This is a genomic window from Paraburkholderia phymatum, from assembly GCF_038900715.1.
In the GTDB taxonomy this organism is placed as follows: domain Bacteria; phylum Pseudomonadota; class Gammaproteobacteria; order Burkholderiales; family Burkholderiaceae; genus Paraburkholderia; species Paraburkholderia phymatum_A.
This window is the reverse complement of sequence record NZ_JAYMRZ010000018.1, coordinates 137,363-155,989: the sequence shown is the minus strand read 5'-3', so window position 1 is coordinate 155,989 and position 18,627 is coordinate 137,363. Positions and strand designations below refer to the sequence as shown.

General features: G+C 63.5%; 18 protein-coding genes. 7 read left to right on the top strand and 11 right to left on the bottom strand.

Features of this window, described 5'->3' with window-relative positions:
• The first annotated feature begins 28 nt into the window (after window positions 1-28).
• The gene (locus VSR68_RS28965; protein ID WP_342943121.1) at window positions 29-1,270 is read left to right on the top strand and encodes an FUSC family protein; all 1,242 of its coding nucleotides are present in this window, start codon (window positions 29-31) and stop codon (window positions 1,268-1,270) included.
• Between the two features lie 32 nt (window positions 1,271-1,302).
• On the opposite strand, the gene VSR68_RS28960 is transcribed toward VSR68_RS28965, so the two are convergent.
• The 5 genes from VSR68_RS28960 to VSR68_RS28940 form a co-directional block, all read right to left on the bottom strand.
• Window positions 1,303-1,737, bottom strand: a complete 435-nt coding sequence (locus VSR68_RS28960; protein WP_342943120.1) for a VOC family protein — start codon at window positions 1,735-1,737, stop codon at window positions 1,303-1,305.
• Between the two features lie 243 nt (window positions 1,738-1,980).
• Entirely contained in the window at window positions 1,981-2,934 is a 954-nt protein-coding gene (gene tal, locus VSR68_RS28955) for a transaldolase (protein WP_342943119.1), read from the bottom strand.
• Between the two features lie 303 nt (window positions 2,935-3,237).
• Window positions 3,238-4,452: a benzoate/H(+) symporter BenE family transporter gene (locus VSR68_RS28950; RefSeq protein ID WP_342943118.1), complete on the bottom strand. Its 1,215-nt coding sequence runs from the start codon at window positions 4,450-4,452 to the stop codon at window positions 3,238-3,240.
• A gap of 257 nt (window positions 4,453-4,709) precedes the next feature.
• Window positions 4,710-5,885 (bottom strand): VWA domain-containing protein, encoded by a 1,176-nt coding sequence (locus VSR68_RS28945; RefSeq protein ID WP_342943117.1) that lies wholly within the window; start codon window positions 5,883-5,885, stop codon window positions 4,710-4,712.
• A 49-nt stretch (window positions 5,886-5,934) separates the two neighbouring features.
• Window positions 5,935-6,777: a MoxR family ATPase gene (locus VSR68_RS28940; RefSeq protein ID WP_342943116.1), complete on the bottom strand. Its 843-nt coding sequence runs from the start codon at window positions 6,775-6,777 to the stop codon at window positions 5,935-5,937.
• A gap of 516 nt (window positions 6,778-7,293) precedes the next feature.
• On the opposite strand from VSR68_RS28940, the gene VSR68_RS28935 reads away from it, so the two are divergent.
• Together VSR68_RS28935 and VSR68_RS28930 are read left to right on the top strand one after the other, a co-directional pair.
• Window positions 7,294-7,662, top strand: coding sequence for a c-type cytochrome (locus VSR68_RS28935; RefSeq protein WP_087734498.1), 369 nt, complete (start codon window positions 7,294-7,296; stop codon window positions 7,660-7,662).
• A 110-nt stretch (window positions 7,663-7,772) separates the two neighbouring features.
• Window positions 7,773-8,159: a c-type cytochrome gene (locus VSR68_RS28930; protein WP_342943115.1), complete on the top strand. Its 387-nt coding sequence runs from the start codon at window positions 7,773-7,775 to the stop codon at window positions 8,157-8,159.
• Window positions 8,160-8,281: 122 nt separating this feature from the next.
• Here the strand turns inward: VSR68_RS28930 and VSR68_RS28925 are convergent, their stop codons facing one another.
• The 3 genes from VSR68_RS28925 to rsxB form a co-directional block, all read right to left on the bottom strand.
• Window positions 8,282-8,716 carry a DUF1841 family protein gene (locus VSR68_RS28925; RefSeq protein WP_028365591.1) on the bottom strand — a complete coding sequence of 145 codons (435 nt, stop codon included), beginning with the start codon at window positions 8,714-8,716 and terminating at the stop codon, window positions 8,282-8,284.
• Between the two features lie 334 nt (window positions 8,717-9,050).
• Window positions 9,051-9,695 (bottom strand): endonuclease III, encoded by a 645-nt coding sequence (nth, locus tag VSR68_RS28920; protein WP_090864476.1) that lies wholly within the window; start codon window positions 9,693-9,695, stop codon window positions 9,051-9,053.
• Window positions 9,696-9,704: 9 nt separating this feature from the next.
• The gene (gene rsxB / locus VSR68_RS28915) at window positions 9,705-10,601 is read right to left on the bottom strand and encodes an electron transport complex subunit RsxB (RefSeq protein WP_342943114.1); all 897 of its coding nucleotides are present in this window, start codon (window positions 10,599-10,601) and stop codon (window positions 9,705-9,707) included.
• Between the two features lie 408 nt (window positions 10,602-11,009).
• Here rsxB and VSR68_RS28910 point away from each other — a divergent pair, with 408 nt between their 5' ends.
• Window positions 11,010-11,642: a TetR/AcrR family transcriptional regulator gene (locus tag VSR68_RS28910; RefSeq protein WP_342943113.1), complete on the top strand. Its 633-nt coding sequence runs from the start codon at window positions 11,010-11,012 to the stop codon at window positions 11,640-11,642.
• Window positions 11,643-11,736: 94 nt separating this feature from the next.
• Here VSR68_RS28910 and VSR68_RS28905 read toward each other — a convergent pair whose 3' ends face one another.
• Complete coding sequence (locus tag VSR68_RS28905) at window positions 11,737-13,017, bottom strand: polyhydroxyalkanoate depolymerase (protein ID WP_342943112.1); 1,281 nt, start codon at window positions 13,015-13,017, stop codon at window positions 11,737-11,739.
• Between the two features lie 230 nt (window positions 13,018-13,247).
• Window positions 13,248-15,401, bottom strand: a complete 2,154-nt coding sequence (locus VSR68_RS28900; protein ID WP_342943111.1) for a glycoside hydrolase family 15 protein — start codon at window positions 15,399-15,401, stop codon at window positions 13,248-13,250.
• Between the two features lie 254 nt (window positions 15,402-15,655).
• Here VSR68_RS28900 and VSR68_RS28895 point away from each other — a divergent pair, with 254 nt between their 5' ends.
• Window positions 15,656-15,901 carry a hypothetical protein gene (locus VSR68_RS28895; protein WP_342943110.1) on the top strand — a complete coding sequence of 82 codons (246 nt, stop codon included), beginning with the start codon at window positions 15,656-15,658 and terminating at the stop codon, window positions 15,899-15,901.
• A 241-nt stretch (window positions 15,902-16,142) separates the two neighbouring features.
• Here VSR68_RS28895 and VSR68_RS28890 read toward each other — a convergent pair whose 3' ends face one another.
• Window positions 16,143-16,298, bottom strand: coding sequence for a DUF3096 domain-containing protein (locus VSR68_RS28890; protein WP_087734508.1), 156 nt, complete (start codon window positions 16,296-16,298; stop codon window positions 16,143-16,145).
• 262 nt (window positions 16,299-16,560) lie between these two features.
• On the opposite strand from VSR68_RS28890, the gene VSR68_RS28885 reads away from it, so the two are divergent.
• Together VSR68_RS28885 and VSR68_RS28880 are read left to right on the top strand one after the other, a co-directional pair.
• Window positions 16,561-17,871: a lactonase family protein gene (locus tag VSR68_RS28885; RefSeq protein ID WP_428983598.1), complete on the top strand. Its 1,311-nt coding sequence runs from the start codon at window positions 16,561-16,563 to the stop codon at window positions 17,869-17,871.
• 193 nt (window positions 17,872-18,064) lie between these two features.
• A complete protein-coding gene (locus tag VSR68_RS28880; protein ID WP_342943108.1) occupies window positions 18,065-18,610 on the top strand; it encodes an antimicrobial peptide resistance and lipid A acylation PagP in 546 nt (181 codons plus the stop codon).
• The last annotated feature ends 17 nt before the right edge of the window (window positions 18,611-18,627 follow it).

Here is an 18,627-nt window from a genome sequence, read left to right as displayed (position 1 = left end):
GTGGCTTCGATCCGACGAGAGATAACCGATGGCTCTAGCCGACCCGCATTCGAATCCGTCACGCAAGCGCAGCGACAAGCCGCCCGTCTCGAGCGACGCCGTCACTGCGCGCCTCGCGCCGCGCCGCACGCGCATCGGACGGATCGCGCGCGCGATCACGTCGCCGTACTATCGCTACCGGCACGCGAAGTTCTTCCATAGCCTGCGCGTGGGTCTCGCGATGCTCGTGTCGATTCTCGCGACGACGGGCATCGACATTCCGCATGGCATCTGGTCGTCGGTGACGCTGCTGGTGGTGATCGGCGGGTTGCAGCATCACGGCAATATCCGCAAGAAGGCGGCGGAGCGCGCGGCGGGCACGCTGCTCGGCGCGGCGCTCGGGCTCGCGCTGATCCTGCAGCAGAACCTGTTCGACTCGCTGCCGCTCACGTATGTGCTGATGTCGGTGATTGCCGCCGTCTGCGCGTGGTTCGCGATCGGCACGGCAGGTTACGTCGCGCTGCTGACGGCAATCACGATGTGCATCGTCGCGGGCCACGGCGACAACATGATCGACACCGGTCTGTGGCGCACGCTGAACGTGCTGATCGGCATCGTGATCGCGCTCGCGTTTTCGTTCGCGCTGCCGCTGCACGCAACCTATTCGTGGCGCTATCTGCTCGCCGACAACCTGCGCGAGTGCGCGCGCCTCTACACGCGAATGATGACGGGCGTGCCCATCGGCAGCGACGAGCAGGTGGCCGCGTTCATCCGCATGGGCAAGCGTCTCGTGCAACTGCGCTCGCTGATGCCGTCGGTGGCGAAGGAAATCGACTTGCCGATTGCGCGGCTCGACGACATCCAGCGTCTGCATCGCTCGATGCTGAGCGCGCTGGAGATGCTGTCGACGGGCACGCTCGCGCACGCGGAAATACGCGAAGCGTTTGCGCGCGAGTGCGGCGACGAGACGAACGCGGTGCGCCTGACGCTGCTTGCGAGCGCGCGTGCATTGCGTTTCGCGGGCGCGACGCAGTTCGGGATGCCGGAGGCGGTTTCAGCGGAGACGCTGGCTTGCCCGCCTGCCGAAGCGACGGCGACGGCGACGGTACAAAGCGTCGAGAATATGACGGGTGCGCAGGCTTCGCGCAAAGAAATGGCCCCTGAATTGCAGGGGCCATATTGGCTCGCGCAGCGCTTCGCGGAACAGGCCGAGCACATGCGCGCGTTGCTCGCTGCTGCCGAGCCGAACTGGAATATCGAAGGCGGGGACCGCGAGCATGCCGCGCGCTGATCCGCTTACCGGCTCGATATTCGGCGTCGGGATCAGCTCGGGTGCTTGTCGCCTTCGTGCGGGTTCGTGACCATCCACATCACGCCGAATTTGTCGATGGCCATACCGAAGCCGGTGCTCCAGAACGTTGCCTGCCACGGCATCACGACGTTGCCGCCTTCCGAAATCGCCTTGAACGTCTTTTCGCCTTGCGACGGATCGTCGACGGTGATCGACAGGCTGTAGCCCGAGTGCGTCACGGGCGTTCCGTCGCAATTGCCATCCGACGCCATCAGTTCCGTCGAACCGATTTTGATCGTCGAATGCATGATCTTTTCTTCGGTGCCGGGGCGGATCGGCTGCTCGGGGCTCGGCGGCGCATCCTTGAAGCGCATCTGGAACAGCACTTGCGCGCCGAGCTTTTCACCATAGAACTTCAGCGCTTCTTCACAGCGGCCATTGAAAAACAGATAGGGTTGGACTTGCATCGATGTCTCCACTCAATTGACATGTCGTTCCATGCGAACGCGCAGCGACGCATTCGTGTCAACGATTGTAGTCGTCGCGGGAGCGTCGAATGTGAAACTGTGTTGACCGAAGCAATGCGCGCGGCGGGCTGACAGTGTGAGAAGAACTCGCAAGACGGCGTGCGGAAAAAGCGCATAAAAAAACGCGCGCAGCCTTGCGGGCCGCGCGCGCTTTTGTTGCGCAGTGAAAGGAGGCGACGCCGATCAGCGCAGCGCGTCGATCACCTTTTCGAGCTTGATCGCGTCCGCGGCAAACACGCGGATGCCTTCCGACAGCTTTTCGGTCGCCATCGCGTCTTCGTTGACGAGGAAGCGGAACGACGGCTCGTCCGTCGGCACGCGCGCGATTTCGGCGTTCTTGCTGGCTTCCGGCGACAGCTTGCGCTCGACCTTGTCGGTGCTGTCGTGCAGCTTTTGCAGCAGATCAGGGCTGATCGTCAGCAGATCGCAGCCGGCCAGTTCGGTGATCTGGCTCGTCGTGCGGAAGCTCGCGCCCATCACTTCCGTCGGGTAGCCGAACTTCTTGTAGTAGGCATAGATGCGGCGCACCGACTGCACGCCCGGATCGTTCGCGCCGCCGTCACGCGCTTCGTCCCAGTTGCTGCCGGCGCTCTTCTTGTACCAGTCGTAGATGCGGCCGACGAACGGCGAGATCAGCTGCGCGCCCGCTTCCGCGCACGCGACGGCTTGCGGCAGCGAGAACAGCAGCGTCATGTTGCACTTGACGCCTTCCTTCTGCAGCACCTCGGCCGCGCGGATGCCTTCCCATGTGGACGCGAGCTTGATCAGCACGCGCTCGCGGCCGATGCCTTGCGCTTCGTACATCTTGATGAGTTCATGCGCCTTGTCGATCGACGCTTTCGTGTCGAACGACAGTCGTGCGTCGACTTCCGTCGATACGCGGCCCGGGACGATCTTCAGGATTTCGGTGCCGAAGGCGATCAACAGGTGGTCGATGATTGCGCTGACGGGCTTCGACGCGTGGTCGCGCACCGTCTTTTCGAGCAGCGGCTTGTATTCGTCCTTCTGCACGGCCTTCAGGACCAGCGACGGGTTCGTCGTCGCGTCCTGCGGCTTGTATTGCGCGAGTTGCTGGAAGTCGCCGGTATCCGCGACGACCTTGGTGTATTGCTTGAGTTGATCGAGTGCAGTAGTCATGTCGAGCCTTCGCTTCGGGGCGCACGCGCGCCATGGTCCAGGGAAATGATGACGCCGCGCGAGGCCGCCGGCAGCCCGCAAACGGCCACGCATGAGCGTCACCGGCAGTGTCCACGCCGCAAGCCGGAAATGTTACCGTGGAACGCCGCCCGATACTTCTATTCTATGGCGGATTGGGTGATGCTGGTTTGACAGGTACGCCCGCCCGTCCGTTCGCGCCACGGCCCTAGGTGCTTTCCGCCTTTGGAGCCGGCTGTCGCCTGGCCATGCGGTCTTGCATGCGCGCCCAGCGGACGCGCGCCATCATGCGCGCCGCGCGTTCAGCACGAATTGCGTGACGAGGCCCGCGACGAGCCCCCAGAACGCCGAACCGATCGACAGCAGCGTGAGCCCCGAGGCCGTCACCATGAACGTGACGAGCGCGGCTTCACGCTGCCTTGCGTCCTGCATCGCGTTCGTGAGCCCGCTCATGATCGAGCCGAACAGCGCGAGCGCCGCGACGGACACCACGAGCGCTTTCGGCAGCGAGCCGAAGAGGGCCGCGATCGTCGCGCCGAAGATCCCCGCGATCAGATAGAACATGCCACACCAGACGGCCGCCATATAGCGCTTCGAGCGGTCTTCGTGCGCTTCGCGGCCCGTGCAGATCGCAGCCGTGATCGCGGCGAGATTCACGCCGTGCGAGCCGAACGGCGCGAGCAACAGCGACGCGACGCCCGTCGTCGCGATCAGCGGCGCGGACGGCGTCGGGTAGCCATCGGCGCGCAGCACGGCGATGCCGGGCACGTTCTGCGAGGCCATCGCCACGACGAAAAGCGGAATGCCGATGCTGACGATCGCCGACAGCGAGAACGCGGGCACAGTCAGTACGGGCACGGCGAACGCGACGCGGAAAGCGCTGAAGTCGAGCAGGCCGAGCGCGCCTGCAACGGCCGTGCCGACCACGAGCGTCGCGGGAATCGCATAGCGCGGCGCGAAACGTTTGATCGCGAGGTAGGTGAAGAACATCGCGAGCACGAGCGCCGTCTGGAATTGCGCGGCGCGAAAAATCTCGATGCCGATCTCGAACAGGATGCCCGCCAGCAGCGCCGCCGCGATGCCCGCCGGAATCTTTTTCATCAGCGTATCGAACCAGCCCGTGAGGCCCACGACCGTCAGCAGCAGCGCGCAGACAATGAATGCGCCGATCGCTTCGGGATACGCGACATGCGGCAGCGACGACACGAGCAGCGCCGCGCCCGGCGTCGACCACGCGATCACGATGGGCGCGCGAAAGCGCAGCGACAGTCCGATCGTGCACAGCGCCATGCCCATCGACAGCGCCAAGATCCACGAGGAAATCTGCGCATCGGTCAGATGCGCGGCGCGGCCTGCCTGGAACATCAGCACGAGCGAGCTCGTGTAGCCCGTCATCATCGCGACGAAGCCGGCGACGAGCGCGGACAGCGACGTGTCGGTGAATGGCCTGAGCGGGGCGCGCGTGGCCGTGGAGAAATCGGGGGAAGAAGGGGTGGTCATCCTGCGTGTCTCTTATCGTGCGTTATGGTGGTGCGTTATGGTGGTGCGTTATGGCGGTGCGTTATGGCGGTGCGTTATGGCGGTGCGTTATGGCGGTGCGTTATGGCGGTGCGTTGTGGTGGTGTGTTGTGCGAGGTGCATCAATGGGCGATGCGTTGTTGCAGCGCCGTTGACGCGCGGCGCGCCAACGAAGCGCGAGCGGGCGCGCTGCGTCCGCTATCGTCGCCCCGAGTTCGGACGTCGAAGACGGGTGGAGCTTACTTGCTTAGCACGCGCATCGCGGTTTCGAGCCCGGCGAGCGTGAGCGGGTACATCCGGTGGCCGAGCACCTCGCGGATCACCGAAACCGATTGCCGATACTCCCACAAGCCTTCGGGCTCGGGATTGAGCCACGCGTGATGCGGGAAATGATCGGCGATCCGGCGCAGCCACACGGCGCCTGCTTCGGCGTTGTTGTACTCGACCGAGCCGCCCGGCTGCAGCACTTCGTACGGGCTCATCGTCGCGTCGCCGACGAAGATCAGTTTGTAGTCGGGCGTGAACTTGTGCAGCATGTCCCACGTCGCGAGCCGCTCGACATGCCGGCGGCGGTTGTTCTTCCACAGGAAGTCGTAGACGCAGTTGTGGAAGTAGTAGAACTCGAGGTGCTTGAACTCGGCCTTCGCGGCCGAGAACAGTTCTTCCGTGCGCTTGATGTGATCGTCCATCGATCCGCCGACGTCGAGCAGCATCAGCACCTTCACGTTGTTATGCCGCTCGGGGACCATCTTCAGGTCGAGCCAGCCGGCGTTCGCGGCCGTGCTGCGGATCGTGTCGGGCAAGTCGAGCTCTTCGGCGGCGCCTTCGCGCGCGAAGCGCCGCAGCCGGCGCAGCGCGACCTTGATGTTGCGCGTGCCGATCTCGACCTGATCGTCGTAATCGCGATACGCGCGCTGGTCCCACACCTTGACGGCCGTCCGGTTGCCCGACGAGTCGCCGCCGATGCGAATGCCCTCCGGGTTGTAGCCGCCGTTGCCGAACGGCGACGTGCCGCCCGTGCCGATCCATTTGCTGCCGCCTTCGTGACGGCCTTTCTGTTCGTCGAACAGTTCTTTCAGGCGCTCCATCAGCTTGTCGAGGCCGCCCATCTTTTCGATCTGCGCCTTTTCTTCGGCGCTCAGGTCGCGTTGCAGCTTCTTCTTCAGCCAGTCGAGAGGGACGTCGAATGCGAGATCGGATTTCTGCGCGACGCCGTTGAAGTACGCGCCGAACGCCTGATCGAACTTGTCGAAATACTGTTCGTCCTTCACGAGCGTCATGCGCGCGAGGTAGTAGAACTCGTCCAGCGACGGCTGGATCACGCTTTCCTTCAGCGCTTCGAGCAGCGTCAGGTACTCCTTCACGGAGACGGGCAGCTTCGCGGCGCGCAGCGTGTAGAAAAAGTCGATCAGCATGCCGTCGTCTCCGGGGCTTTCCGCGTGGATGCCTTCTATCAGCGGTCAATCAGCGGTTGTTGCGGTTCATGAACACGAGCCGCTCGAAGAGGCTCACGTCCTGCTCGTTCTTCAGCAGCGCGCCGTGCAGCGGCGGCACGATCTGCTTCTGGTCCTTCGAGCGCAGCGCTTCGGGCGGAATGTCTTCCGCGAGCAGCAGCTTCAGCCAGTCGAGCAGCTCCGACGTGGACGGTTTCTTTTTCAGGCCCGACACGTTGCGCAATTCGAAGAAGCTTTCCATCGCGGCACGCAGCAGGTCCTGCTTGATGCCGGGATAGTGGACTTCGACGATCTGCTGCATCGTTGAGGGATCGGGGAACTTGATGTAGTGGAAGAAGCAGCGGCGCAGAAACGCGTCGGGCAGTTCCTTCTCGTTGTTCGACGTGATGATGACGAGCGGCCGGTGCTTCGCCTTCACGAGCTCGTGCGTCTCGTACACGTAGAACTCCATGCGGTCGAGCTCGCGCAGCAGATCGTTCGGGAACTCGATGTCGGCCTTGTCGATTTCGTCGATCAGCAACACGGACTGCTGGTCCGAGTCGAACGCTTGCCACAGCACGCCCTTGACGATGTAGTTGCTGATGTCCTTCACGCGCTCGTCGCCGAGCTGCGAATCGCGCAGACGCGAAACCGCGTCGTATTCGTACAGGCCCTGTTGCGCTTTTGTCGTGGACTTGATGTGCCACTGCAGAAGCGGCATGCCGAGAGCCGCCGCGACTTCCTCAGCGAGCATGGTCTTGCCCGTGCCCGGCTCGCCCTTGATGAGCAGCGGGCGCTTGAGCGTCATCGCGGCGTTGACCGCGAGCTTGAGATCGTCGGTGGCGACGTATTGCGATGAGCCTTCGAAACGCATGACTGGACGCCCGTTCGGGAAAAATTCCAGTATAAGTCAGAAGCCCTGTTGTGCTGAATCGCGCTCCAGTATGGTGTCAGCCGCGTCGCACGGTGCGCGGAACGCGTGTCCGGATGCTCGGGCGATGCGGTGTAAGGTGTCGTGCGGTGTCGTGCGGTGTCATGTGCGGTTCGCCTCAGTGCCCGAAAAAGCGGCAGATGTGTGGTCGAGGCGCGCGTGAACTGGCGATCGAACCCTGTCGCGCAGCCTGCGTGAGCAGCCTGTTCGGCCTGCGGCAATGTGCCGCGCCCCGACGAACGTCGAATGCGCTAAGACGCCTGAGGCGTGCGCTGCGCGCCGCTCGCTGCGGCGCTTGGGCGGCAAAGGGCGCGGGCTCCCGTCCGGTGGACGCCCGGCGCGGCGTCGCGGTACAATTGGGCCGATTTTTTTGGCCTGCGTGGCAACCCGACAAGTAAAACGGCGCAGGTCGTCGCCTTTTCGGGCGCCCGTTTCCCCTCAAGCCAGGTTAGAAGAGCTATGAACAAATTCGTCGGCAAACATGTCGTGATCGCAGCGATGTCGGTGCTCGCGGGCTTAGCGTCAACTGTGCAGGCAGCGGATATCGTCGGCAATGCCAAGGCGGGCCAGGGCAAGGTCGCGATGTGTATCGGCTGTCACGGTATTCCTGACTATCGAACGGCGTACCCCGAGGTGTATCGGGTGCCGATGCTGGGCGGCCAGAACCAGACCTACCTCGAGAACGCGCTGCACGCGTACAAGAAGGGCGATCGCCATTTCGAAACGATGCACGCTGTCGCGACGTCGCTGTCCGATCAGGACATCGCCGACATCGCCGCGTACTACGCGTCGCAGACTTCCTCTTCGAAGAACAATCCCGACAAGTGATCGTCGTCCCGACCAGGGCGGCTCATTTGCTCGTCCGGTTCGCGGGTCGCAATCAGATTGCATGGGACGGTAGCAAGCGCAAAAGCGCCCCCGTCGACACAGGAGAATTCATGAAGAAGCACCCACACGCACTTCATACGGTGGTCAAGGCGGCTTGCGCGACGCTCGCGCTGGCCGGTTTCGTCGTCGCTTCGAATGCGGCGCACGCGGCGGATGCCGGCAACGGCAAGGTGCTCGCGGAGAGCCACAACTGCGCGGCCTGCCACGGCCCGAACCTGAACAAGCCGGTGAGCCCCGAATATCCGAAGCTCGCGGGCCAGCATGCCGACTACATCTACTGGGCGCTGCGCCAGTATCAGATGGGCACCGGCAATCCGCATCTCGGCCGCAACAACGCGATCATGCAGGCGCAGGTGCAAAGTCTCTCGCAGGGCGACATGAAGGACCTCGCGGCCTACATCGAATCGCTGAATGGCGATCTCGTGCAGAAGAAGTAATCGGCACGCAATCTGCTGACGGCTCACGACAAAGCAAACACCCCGCATGCGCGGGGTGTTTGCTTTGGTGCGACGGACGTCGCGCGTGACGTGACGAGACTCGGCGCGTGCGCGTCAGGCGCTCAATCGCGCGACGCGCGGCGCTCGATACGTTGCAGATAGGCGTCCGTATCGGGCGGCGTGTTCGTGCGCTGCGCTTCCCAGATCGTTTCGCCGAGGCATTCCATGATCGCGTGCTGCGCGTCGTGCGTCGAGCCGAGGCGCGCGGCGAGGCGGTCGTGTGCCGCGCGGATGCCGGGCGGCTGATCGATCGACAACTGCTCGCTGATGGCCAGATGCATCGACAGATGCAGGAACGGATTGGTCTGTCCGCGCTCGGGCGAATAGTCCTGTGCCGATGCGGCGTCGGGGTCGGCCAGCTCGGCGTGATATTCGGGGTGCTCGACGATCCAGTCGGCGGCGATGGCTTCGAGCGGCGTCAGGATCTCACCCGCGCGCTGCTTGCGCCAGGTGTCGGTGAAAAAACGGCGGACTTCGTCGCGGCTGGGATTGAACATCGATGGACTTCGGGCGGTAAGGGCGAGTGGAGCCGGATGCGGCGAGGCGCGCATGGCAGACCGTCGACGACGGACCACACACGCGAACGCTCATTTTACGCCGCGACCGTGCTGCCCGCTGACGGACGGCTCGGGGAGGCAGGGCTGGGCTGGGCGGGGCACGGTTGCGGGTGAAATACGCTCGCTGCGAAACGCGAAACGCGAAACGCGAAACGCGAAACGCGAAACGCGAAACGCGAAACGCGAAACGCGAAACGCGAAACGCGAAACGCGAAACGCGAAACACGAAACACGAAACACGAAACACGAAACACGAAACACGAAACGCGAAAGCTCAAAGATCGGGCGGCGGCGTCTTCTGCTTGAACTCGCACAGCGGCTCGATCACGCAGTGCCAGCATTCGGGCCGGCGCGCCTTGCACACGTAGCGCCCGTGCAGAATCAGCCAATGATGCGCGTCGTGTCTGAACTCGGCCGGTGTGAACTTTTCCAGCGCCAGTTCGACGGCGCGCACGTCCTTGCCGGGCGCAAGCCCCGTTCGATTGGCAACCCGAAAGATGTGCGTATCGACGGCGATCGTCGCATGGCCGAACGCCGTATTCAGAATGACGTTCGCCGTCTTGCGGCCGACGCCCGGCAGGCTCTCCAGCGCGTCGCGGTCCTCGGGCACTTCGCCGCCGTACTGATCGAGCAGGATGCGGCACGTCGCGATCACGTTCTTCGCTTTCGTGCGATAGAGGCCGATCGTCTTGATGTAATCGGCGACACCTTCCTCGCCCAGGTCGAGCACTTTCTGCGGCGTATTCGCGACGGGAAACATCCGGCGCATCGCCTTGTTCACCGATACGTCCGTTGCTTGCGCGGACAACATTACGGCAATCAGCAACTCGAACGGCGTCGAGTACTCGAGCTCCGTCGTCGGATGCGGATTGAGGCTCTGAAGCGTCTCGTAGATCGCGCGTCGTTTGTTCGCATTCATTCGGCGAGGTCAGGGCTTGTCAGGTTGATCGTTGTCTGGCTTGGGTGCCGATTCGGCGTCGTCGCGCGCAATGCCGAGCCGCCGACGACGCGCTTCAGCTTCATCGATCTGCGCCTGTGTGTCGGCGCTCACGTTCGTCGTGTTCTGCGGCCCCAAGCCTTGCGCCGCGTTTTCTTCCTTCTTCTTGCGCGCGCGTTCGAGCGCGGCCTGGATGATCGCGCGTTTTTTCGCTTCGGCGTCGTTGGCGGGAGCGCTTGCGGGTGTTGGCGCGGCAACGCCTTCCGTCGTTGCAGCCGGTGCTTCTGTTGGGCGCGAGCCAACGGTCGGCCCCGGCGGTTCGGCGGCGGCCGCTGCACTCGACGCGCGCCTTGCCGCTGCGCGCGCTTCGGCCGCATCGCGTTCGGCGGCGAGGCGCGCCTGGCGACGGTCGTGGCGCGCGCGTGCCGCGTCGGCCTCTTGCTGCGTCCACGCGTCCCAGCCCGTCTTGTCGCCCGTGACGGGAATCATCGCGATGCAATCGACGGGGCAGGGCGGCACGCACAGGTCGCAGCCCGTGCACAGTTCGGCGACCATCGTGTGCATCTGCTTCGGCGCGCCGACGATGGCATCGACGGGACAGGCCTGCGTGCACAGCGTGCAGCCGATGCACAGGTTCTCGTCGATGAATGCGACAGGGCGCGCTCGCTCGACGCCGTTCTCGGGATTGATGGGGATCACCGGCTTGCCGAGCAATGCGGCAAGCCGCGCGACGCCTTCGGCGCCGCCTGGCGGACACTGGTTGTAGTTCGCTTTGCCGTCCGCGATCGCTTCGGCGTAGGCGCGGCAGTCCGGATAGCTGCACTTCGTGCACTGCGTCTGCGGCAATAAATCTTCGATGCGGTCGGCGAGTGTTTGGGATTGTGTCACGGTCAAGACGTGGGACTTCGTGGGGCTTGCTGTCACAGATTGCTCGCGTTGCTGTCACGCGCGCCCCGATGGGTGCGACTTCAACGGTGCGACAAATTCAGTTCAGAAACTCGCGCTGAAATTCAAACACTGCGACAGCATAGATCGTGCGCGAACCGCATTAATGTTCTCAATAATGTTCTCAAAATTGAGAGCGTTGCGGCGAGAGCAATCGGCAATCGGTCAAAAGCACATTATCGCCGATTTCCCCAGTTGTTATTACTGAAGCATGTGCCATAATCAAAACGCTTTTCAGTATGACCGCAGGAGGGTGTTCCACCAACCAGCCCGCGCAGCGCCGCCGTTGCAAGGCCATGCAAGAGGACGGCGGGCGATCCGGATAACGCGGCTCACAAAGCACATGCCACCATGAATCAGCCGAAAATCAAAAGAGATCCTGAAGGCACCCGTCGCCGCATTCTGCTCGCGGCGGCCGAAGAGTTTGCGAATGGTGGGTTGTTCGGCGCGCGCGTCGATCAGATTGCCCGCCGCGCGGAGACCAATGAACGCATGCTGTACTACTACTTCGGTAGCAAGGAGCAGCTATTCACGGCGGTCCTCGAGCACGCATTCAGCGCGCTCACGGAAGCAGAGCGCACATTGGATCTCGCAGGCGTTGCGCCTGTCGAAGCCGTGACGCGTCTCGCGCATTTCGTGTGGGACTACTATCGCGACCATCCGGAATTGCTGAGGCTCGTGAACAACGAGAATCTGCACGAGGCGCGTTATATGCAGAAGTCCACGCGCATCCGTGAAATGATTTCGCCGATCGTCGCCACGCTGGGCTCGATTCTTGAACGCGGACAGCGCGCGGGGCTCTTTCGCACCAACGTCGATCCGCTGCGTTTTTACGTGACGCTCTCGGGCATGGGCTACTACATCGTGTCAAACCGCTTCACGCTCGAAGCGACGCTCGGCCGCGACTTCAGCTCCGCCGGCGAGCGCAGCGAAGTCATGCAGATGAATACCGAGATCCTGCTCGCGTATCTGATGCGGCGTTAAGTTTTCGTCCCAACGAAAAAAACGGCCTCGTGAGAGGCCGTTTTGCTATCTGCCAGCATTGCGCCAATCGGCGCATTGCTGGTGACTCGTCGCGTCAGGCTTCGACGTGCTCTTCCGTCTTGCGCGCGCTCCTCGCGCTGTGTTCGAGGATGAAGTCGCGCAGTTGCGGATAGATGATCGTGCGCCAGCGGCGGCCCGAGAAAATGCCATAGTGTCCGCACTTTTCCGCCGTGAAATGGCGGCGGCTCTTCTCGGGAATGCCTGTGCACAAATCGTGCGCGGCGCGCGTCTGGCCGTCGCCGGAGATGTCGTCGAGCTCGCCTTCAATCGTGAATAGAGCCGTCTTCTTGATGTCCTGCGGACGCACGGGTTCGCCGTCCACGACCCATGTGCCCTCCGCAAGACGGAACTCCTGGAACACGACTCTGATCGTCTGCAGATAGTACTCGGCGGCCATATCGAGCACCGCGTTGTATTCGTCATAAAAAGTGCGGTGTGCTTCGGCATCTTCTTCGTCGCCGCGCAGAAGGCTTTGATAGAAGTCCCAGTGCGACGCCGCGTGGCGTTCCGGATTCATCGCGACAAAGCCGGTGTGCTGCAGAAAGCCCGGGTACACCTTGCGGCCGAAGCCGGGATAGTTCGAAGGCACGTTATAGATCACGTTGTTTTCGAACCATTCATACGAATGCTGGGTCGCGAGCGAATTGACGGACGTGGGGCTCTTGCGAGCGTCGATCGGGCCGCCCATCATCGTCATCGTGCGCGGCGTGTCTTCGCCGCGGCTCGCCATCAGCGAGATGGCGGCGAGCACGGGCACCGTCGGCTGGCACACGGAGATCACGTGCAGGTTCTTCGCGCCGATGTGGCGGACGAATTCCTGGATGTACGCGATGTAAGTGTCCAGATCGAACGAGCCGTCTTCGAGCGGCACCATGCGCGCGTCGATCCAGTCCGTGATGTACACCTTGTGGTCCTGCAGAAGCGTGCGCACGGTGTCGCGCAGCAGCGTCGAATGGTGGCCCGACAGCGGCGCGCACACCAGCACGACGGGCTCTTCCTTCAGTTGCGTGACGGCGTCGCTGTCGTCGGAATAGCGCTTGAAGCGCAGCAGGCGGCAGAACGGCTTTTCGACGATCGTCTGCTCGACGATCGGAATGTTGCGGCCGTCCTTGACGATCTGATGCAGGTTGAACTCTGGCTTTTCGTAATCCTTCCCGAGGCGGTACAGCAGCTCGTAGCCGGCGGACAGGCGCGTGGCGCCTGGCACGTAGGCGAACGGACTGGCCGGATTCGCAAACGATTTCGAAGCAGCCTGAGCCCAGGCGGTAAGCGGGCTGAGGAGTGCCCGCTGGAATTCGTGAAATTGGTAGAGCATGGGGGCTCCGGCGTTAAGCGGTTCGCGCCCGGCAGCGTGTTTTGGAGCGCGGCGACGAGGCGGGCCGTTTTTGGTTACGTTGGAATTTGTTAGTGGCGAATGGCGACGATTATCGGCCGTCTGCTTGATTCGATGATATAGAAGGCATACGATTTGTGCAATGCAACAACAGTTCGTTAGCGCACGCTTCGCATGTCATATCCACGTCATCGTCAAAGCGCGTGTTTTCTTTAGACGACAGGTGACGATTGCATACCAGCATCTGGCGTGCCAGCCGGCGGTTCCCGGCCTTGTCCGTCGTGGGGCGGCTGGCCCGCCGCGCTTGCCATGCCTTGTTCGTGCTTCATCAGGTTCAGCCCTGTATGAACGAGGGCCACATGGGAAAACCCTTGTGGAAAATTACCGACAAGCCGTCCGGAAATGGGATCGTATTCCTCGGCGAGCAGCCCGACATCGTTGGCGAGCGCCAGCAGCCGCTCGTACATCTCGCGCGCTTGCGCGACACGCCCCTGTAGCGCGAGGTTGTCGACCATCCAGAAACTGCACGCGAGAAACGTCCCTTCGCCGGGCGGCAGGCCGTCGTCGACTTCCGTCGTGCGGTAGCGCAGCACGAGGCCGTCGTGCAGCAGATGCTTTTCGATCGCGTCGACGGTGCCCGCGACGCGCGGGTCCGACGGCGGCAGAAAGCCGAGCAGCGGCATCAGCAGCACGCTCGCGTCGAGCGCGTCGCCGCCGTAGGTCTGCGTGAACGCGTTGAGTTCCGGATTCCAGCTCTTCGCGCAAACATCCGCGTGAATGCGCGCGCGCGTCGCGCGCCAGTCGTCGAGCGGCGCGGGCAGATCGAACGCTTCCGCCGATTTGACCGCGCGATCGAACGCGACCCACGCCATCACCTTCGAGAACGTGAATTGCTGACGTCCGCCGCGCGTTTCCCAGATGCCTTCGTCGGGTTCTTCCCAGATCGTTTCGAGGTGCTTGAGCATCGCGCACTGCACGTTCCACGCGGTTTCGTCGGCCTGCAAGCCGCCGACGCGCGCCAGATGCAGCGCGTTCATCACTTCGCCATACACGTCGAGCTGCAACTGGCCGACGGCGTTGTTGCCCACGCGCACGGGCTTCGAGCCTTCGTACCCCTGCAGCCAGTCGAGTTCGAACTCCGGCAGCCGGCGTTCGCCCGCCAGGCCGTACATGATCTGCAACTGTTCCGGCGAGCCCGCCATCACGCGGCCGAGCCACGAGCGCCATGCGCGCGCTTCGTCGTAGTAGCCGCCACGCATCATCGCGAGCAGCGTGATGGTCGCGTCGCGCAGCCAGCAGTAGCGGTAGTCCCAGTTGCGCGAGCCGCCCATCCGCTCGGGCAGCGACGTCGTCGGCGCGGCGACGATGCCGCCCGTCGGCTCGTAGGCGAGCGCCTTGAGCGTCAGCAGCGAGCGACGGATCGCGGGCGCGTATTTGCCCTCGACGGTGCCGCGCGCGGCCCATTCGAGCCAGTAGTTCTCGGTGCGGGCGAGGGCAGTATGCGGATCGTGCGCGGGCGGGACGCGCAGATGCGACGCCGAATAGGTGAGCGAGAACGGCACGCGCTCGCCTTCGGAGACGGTGAACTCGGCGACCGTCTTCATGTTCTCGCCGCGCAGATCGACGGGCGTGCGCAGCGCGACGGTGTCAGGGCCGGCGATCGCCTTGATGCCGCTGTCGCGCGTGAGGCGGCTGACCCATGGAATCGAAAAGCCGTAGTCGAAGCGCAGCACCAGTTCCATGCGCATCTTCACGGTGCCGCGCTTGCCGACGACGATGCGGATCATCTCCGACCAGCCATTGCCGGGCGGCATGAAATCGATCAGCGTCACGGCGCCATCCGGGGTCTCGAAGTCGGTTTCGAGGATCAGCGTTTCGCCGCGATAACGGCGGCGCGTCGAGCGCGCGTAACCGGGCTGGCCCGGCGTGCCGTCGCCGCCCTGGTGCTCGTCGTGGGCGCGCTGCGCCGGGGCTTTCGTGCGTTGTGCCGCGGATTTCGTGTGGGTTTTGCCGGCTTCGCTTCGGGCTGCTTGCGCGGGAGGCTTTCCGGCTTGTCTTGGGACGGGCTTTTCGTCCGGCTTCGGCTTCGCGCTTGCGTCCGATGTCGTGCAGTCCGATTCTTCTTCGTGCTGTTGCGCAGCGGCATGCGTGTCGTCGCGGGAGGCATCGGAGGAATCGGCAGCATCCGTGTCGGCGGCCGGCGCGATCAGCCAGCGGCCGTTGTCGTCGGTGCCGAGCAGGGCGGCGAAGCAGGCGCCCGAATCGAAACGCGGCCAGCAAAGCCAGTCGACGGAGCCATCGCGGGAAACCAGCGCGGCCGTATGGCCGTCGCCGATGAGTGCATAGTCTTCGATACGTGCAGGCATGATAAAGCGGTCTATAGCGGTCGGTCAGCGTGTAATAAATACGCTCCCGCACAGCGCCAGACGGTGCGCGAGCGTCGTTGTTACCTGACTCGCGCGATACGTTTTGGTTCGTACACCAGCGAGCATTTCGAGTATTGGCAATCTGCGTATTGGGTGCTTACAATCGATTCGAACATGACTTCTGACGAATCGCAGCCCACCGGCGCCCGGTGTTGCAGCATGCAGCACAGTGCCGATTTCGAGGAAATAAAGCCATGCTGAGCCCGTCGAAATCCGACTGCATCACGATTCTCTCCGCTGCGAGTGAACTGCCTGACGACTCGCTCCTGCCACTCGACTTCCGCACGCTCGGCCTTACTCGCAACGGGATGGAAACGGCCGCGGCATTTCTGATCGAACGCGCCTGCTTCAAGCGCCATAGCGAAGCCGACGGTCATTATGCCGTCGGTGGGCTGTCATTGCAGGGACGCTGGCGCCTCGACCAACTTTCGAACGGTTGACGCACGCTAGCGCCCGCCGCGCTGCCGCGAAAGACATGCGACGAGCATCCGGACCGTGCAACAGGCGGTCCGTGCGTCGACACGCGTGTCGATGCGCGCTGCGTCTGCGCTGAGATTCGTTCGACACCGCGTGCGCTTGCAGCGCCGCAGGCGTTCGCCTCGCGCAAGCTCGCCATGCGTGAAGAATCGAAGCAAAGCAAAGCAAACCAAGGCACTCCGCGTGGGCGCCCGCCCGCACGCTTCAGAAGTGCATTGTGCCGCCGACGCCGAACAGCCCGATCAGGCCGATGATGATCAGATACAGCGCGACGATGTAGTTGAGCAGACGCGGGACGATCAGGATCAGAATGCCGGCGATCAGCGCGACGAGCGGGCCAAGGGTGACATGGATGTTCATGGCGACTCCTTTGTTGGACTTGACTGCTGTGAGCGACAACCTGCGCGCGCCCGCGTGACTGTGCGATCGCGAGCAACGCTTCTATACTTGCCCCAACTACAACATCGACGACCAGCCCCCGCCACGAGGGCGCGCAGCGCGACGGCCGCCGTCGCCATGCAGCCGTCACGATAACGGCACGATATCGGCACGCTTCGATCGAGCCGCGCGGCAGACCAGCGACACGCACAATCCGAATAACCCGTCTCGCCAGGAGGTCGTCATGCAGCGTCGTACACGAGGAGTAGCGTGTGCCGTGCCACAGTCTTTCAATTGCCCGGTTTCCCTACGTTCGGCCGGCTCTCGCTCCCGTCCCGCAGTACGTTCGATGATAAGAGGATTGACACTCATGGTATCGATTGCCTCGCTTGCCTCGTTTTCCTCGCTTGCCGGTACGCAGGCCTTCGCGCAAGGCACGGCCGCCGCGCCCGCCGACGGCGTCTACGATCTGATCGTCGGCACCTATACGGGGCCGAAGAGCGAGGGCATCTACGTCTACCGCTTCGATACGAAATCGGGCGACGCGACGCAGGTATCGTCGATCAAGACCGACAACCCGTCGTATGTGATCGCGACGCGCGATGGCCGCCATGTCTATTCCGTCAACGAGCAGCCTGGCGACAACGGGCCCGCGACGCAGCGCGGCGGCATCAGCGCGTTCGCCTTCGATGCGAAGAGCGGACAGCTGACGTTCCTGAACCGCGTATCGTCGGATGGCAACGATCCGTGCTATCTGAGCATTTCGCCCGACGGTAAATATCTGACAACTGCCAACTATTCCGTTGCCGCGAACCCAGGCGGCAGCTTCGCCGTGTTTCCGCTGCAGGCGGACGGCCAGGTCGGCGCATCCGTGCTGACCGTGCACCACGAGGGCGGCGGTCCCGTGAAGGGGCGCCAGGACAACGCGCACGTGCATTCGACCGTGTTCTCGCCCGACGGCAAGTATCTGTTCGCGCAGGATCTCGGTACCGACAAGCTCTATTCGTACCGCTACACGCCCGACGGCAGCCGCGGCCTGTTCGGCCCGACCGAGCGGCGCTATACCGACGTGAAGGCCGGCTCCGGTCCGCGGCACCTCGTGTTCGGCGCGGACGGCAAATATGCGTATCTGACGAGCGAGCTGGCCGCAACCGTCACCGTGTTCCGTTACGACGACGGCAAGCTCACGCAGCTGCAAGTCGTGCCGATGACCAGGCCCGGCTTCAAGGGGCAGGTCGCAGCGGCAGCGATCCATCTGTCGCCGGACGGGCGCTTTCTTTACGCGAGCAACCGGGGCGACGCGAACGAAATCGTCATCTACGCTGTCGATCCCGGTAACGGCCATATCCGCGAGGCAGGCCGTCAGTCGACGCTCGGCAAGGCGCCGCGCGAGTTCTCTATCGATCCGACGGGGCAATGGCTGATCGCGGGCAACCAGAACAGCGACACGGCCTACGTGTTCCGCCGCGATCAGCAAAGCGGCTTGCTGGAAGCGAATCCGAAACGGATCGATCTCGGATCGCCGGTCGACTTCAAATGGGTGTCGCCGTCCTGATTGCCGTGACCTCAGCGATCCGGACGAGTTTGCCGGCATGTCGCCGGTTGTGATCGGCTGTGATCGGTTGTGCTGCCGGCTGGCACGTACAACAACGGAACGCACGATGAGAACGACGCTAACCAGGAGAAGACCGAGGTCGAGGACAAAGACAACGACGAGGGCGAGGGCTGCGCTCATCGCAGCGGGCGCGATGTGGGGCGCGTCCAGCGGGTTCTTCAGCGCGCCTGCATTCGCGGAGGCGAACTGCAGCTATTCGACGGAATGGCTCGCGGGCGCCTGCCGGCGCATCGAGCGCGTCGCGAAACAGGGCACGTGGGATCTCTACGTGACGGGCTATGGCTGGCACATCAACGGCTATACGGAAGAGGAGCGCAAGTCGCTCAATTCCCGGTCGTGGGGCGGCGGCGCGGGCAAGCACTTCACCGACGAAAACGGCAACGAGGACATCCTGTTCGCGTTCGTGTTCCTCGATTCGCACGAGAACCCGGAGCCGATCGGCGGCTGGGCGAGACAGTGGTACACGAAGCCCGTGGCGGGCGGGCTGTCGCTCGGCGGCGGCTATTTCGCGGGCTTCACGGCGCGCGAAGACGTCGCGCATTACCTCCCGGTTCCGCTCGTGTTGCCCGTGGGCTCGATCCGCTATCGCAAGGCGTCCGTGATGGGGACGTTCATTCCGGGCATCCCCGGCGTCAACAAGGGCGATGTCGCGTTCTTCTGGGGCCGCTACGAGTTCTGATGGCGCGCTTGCGATTG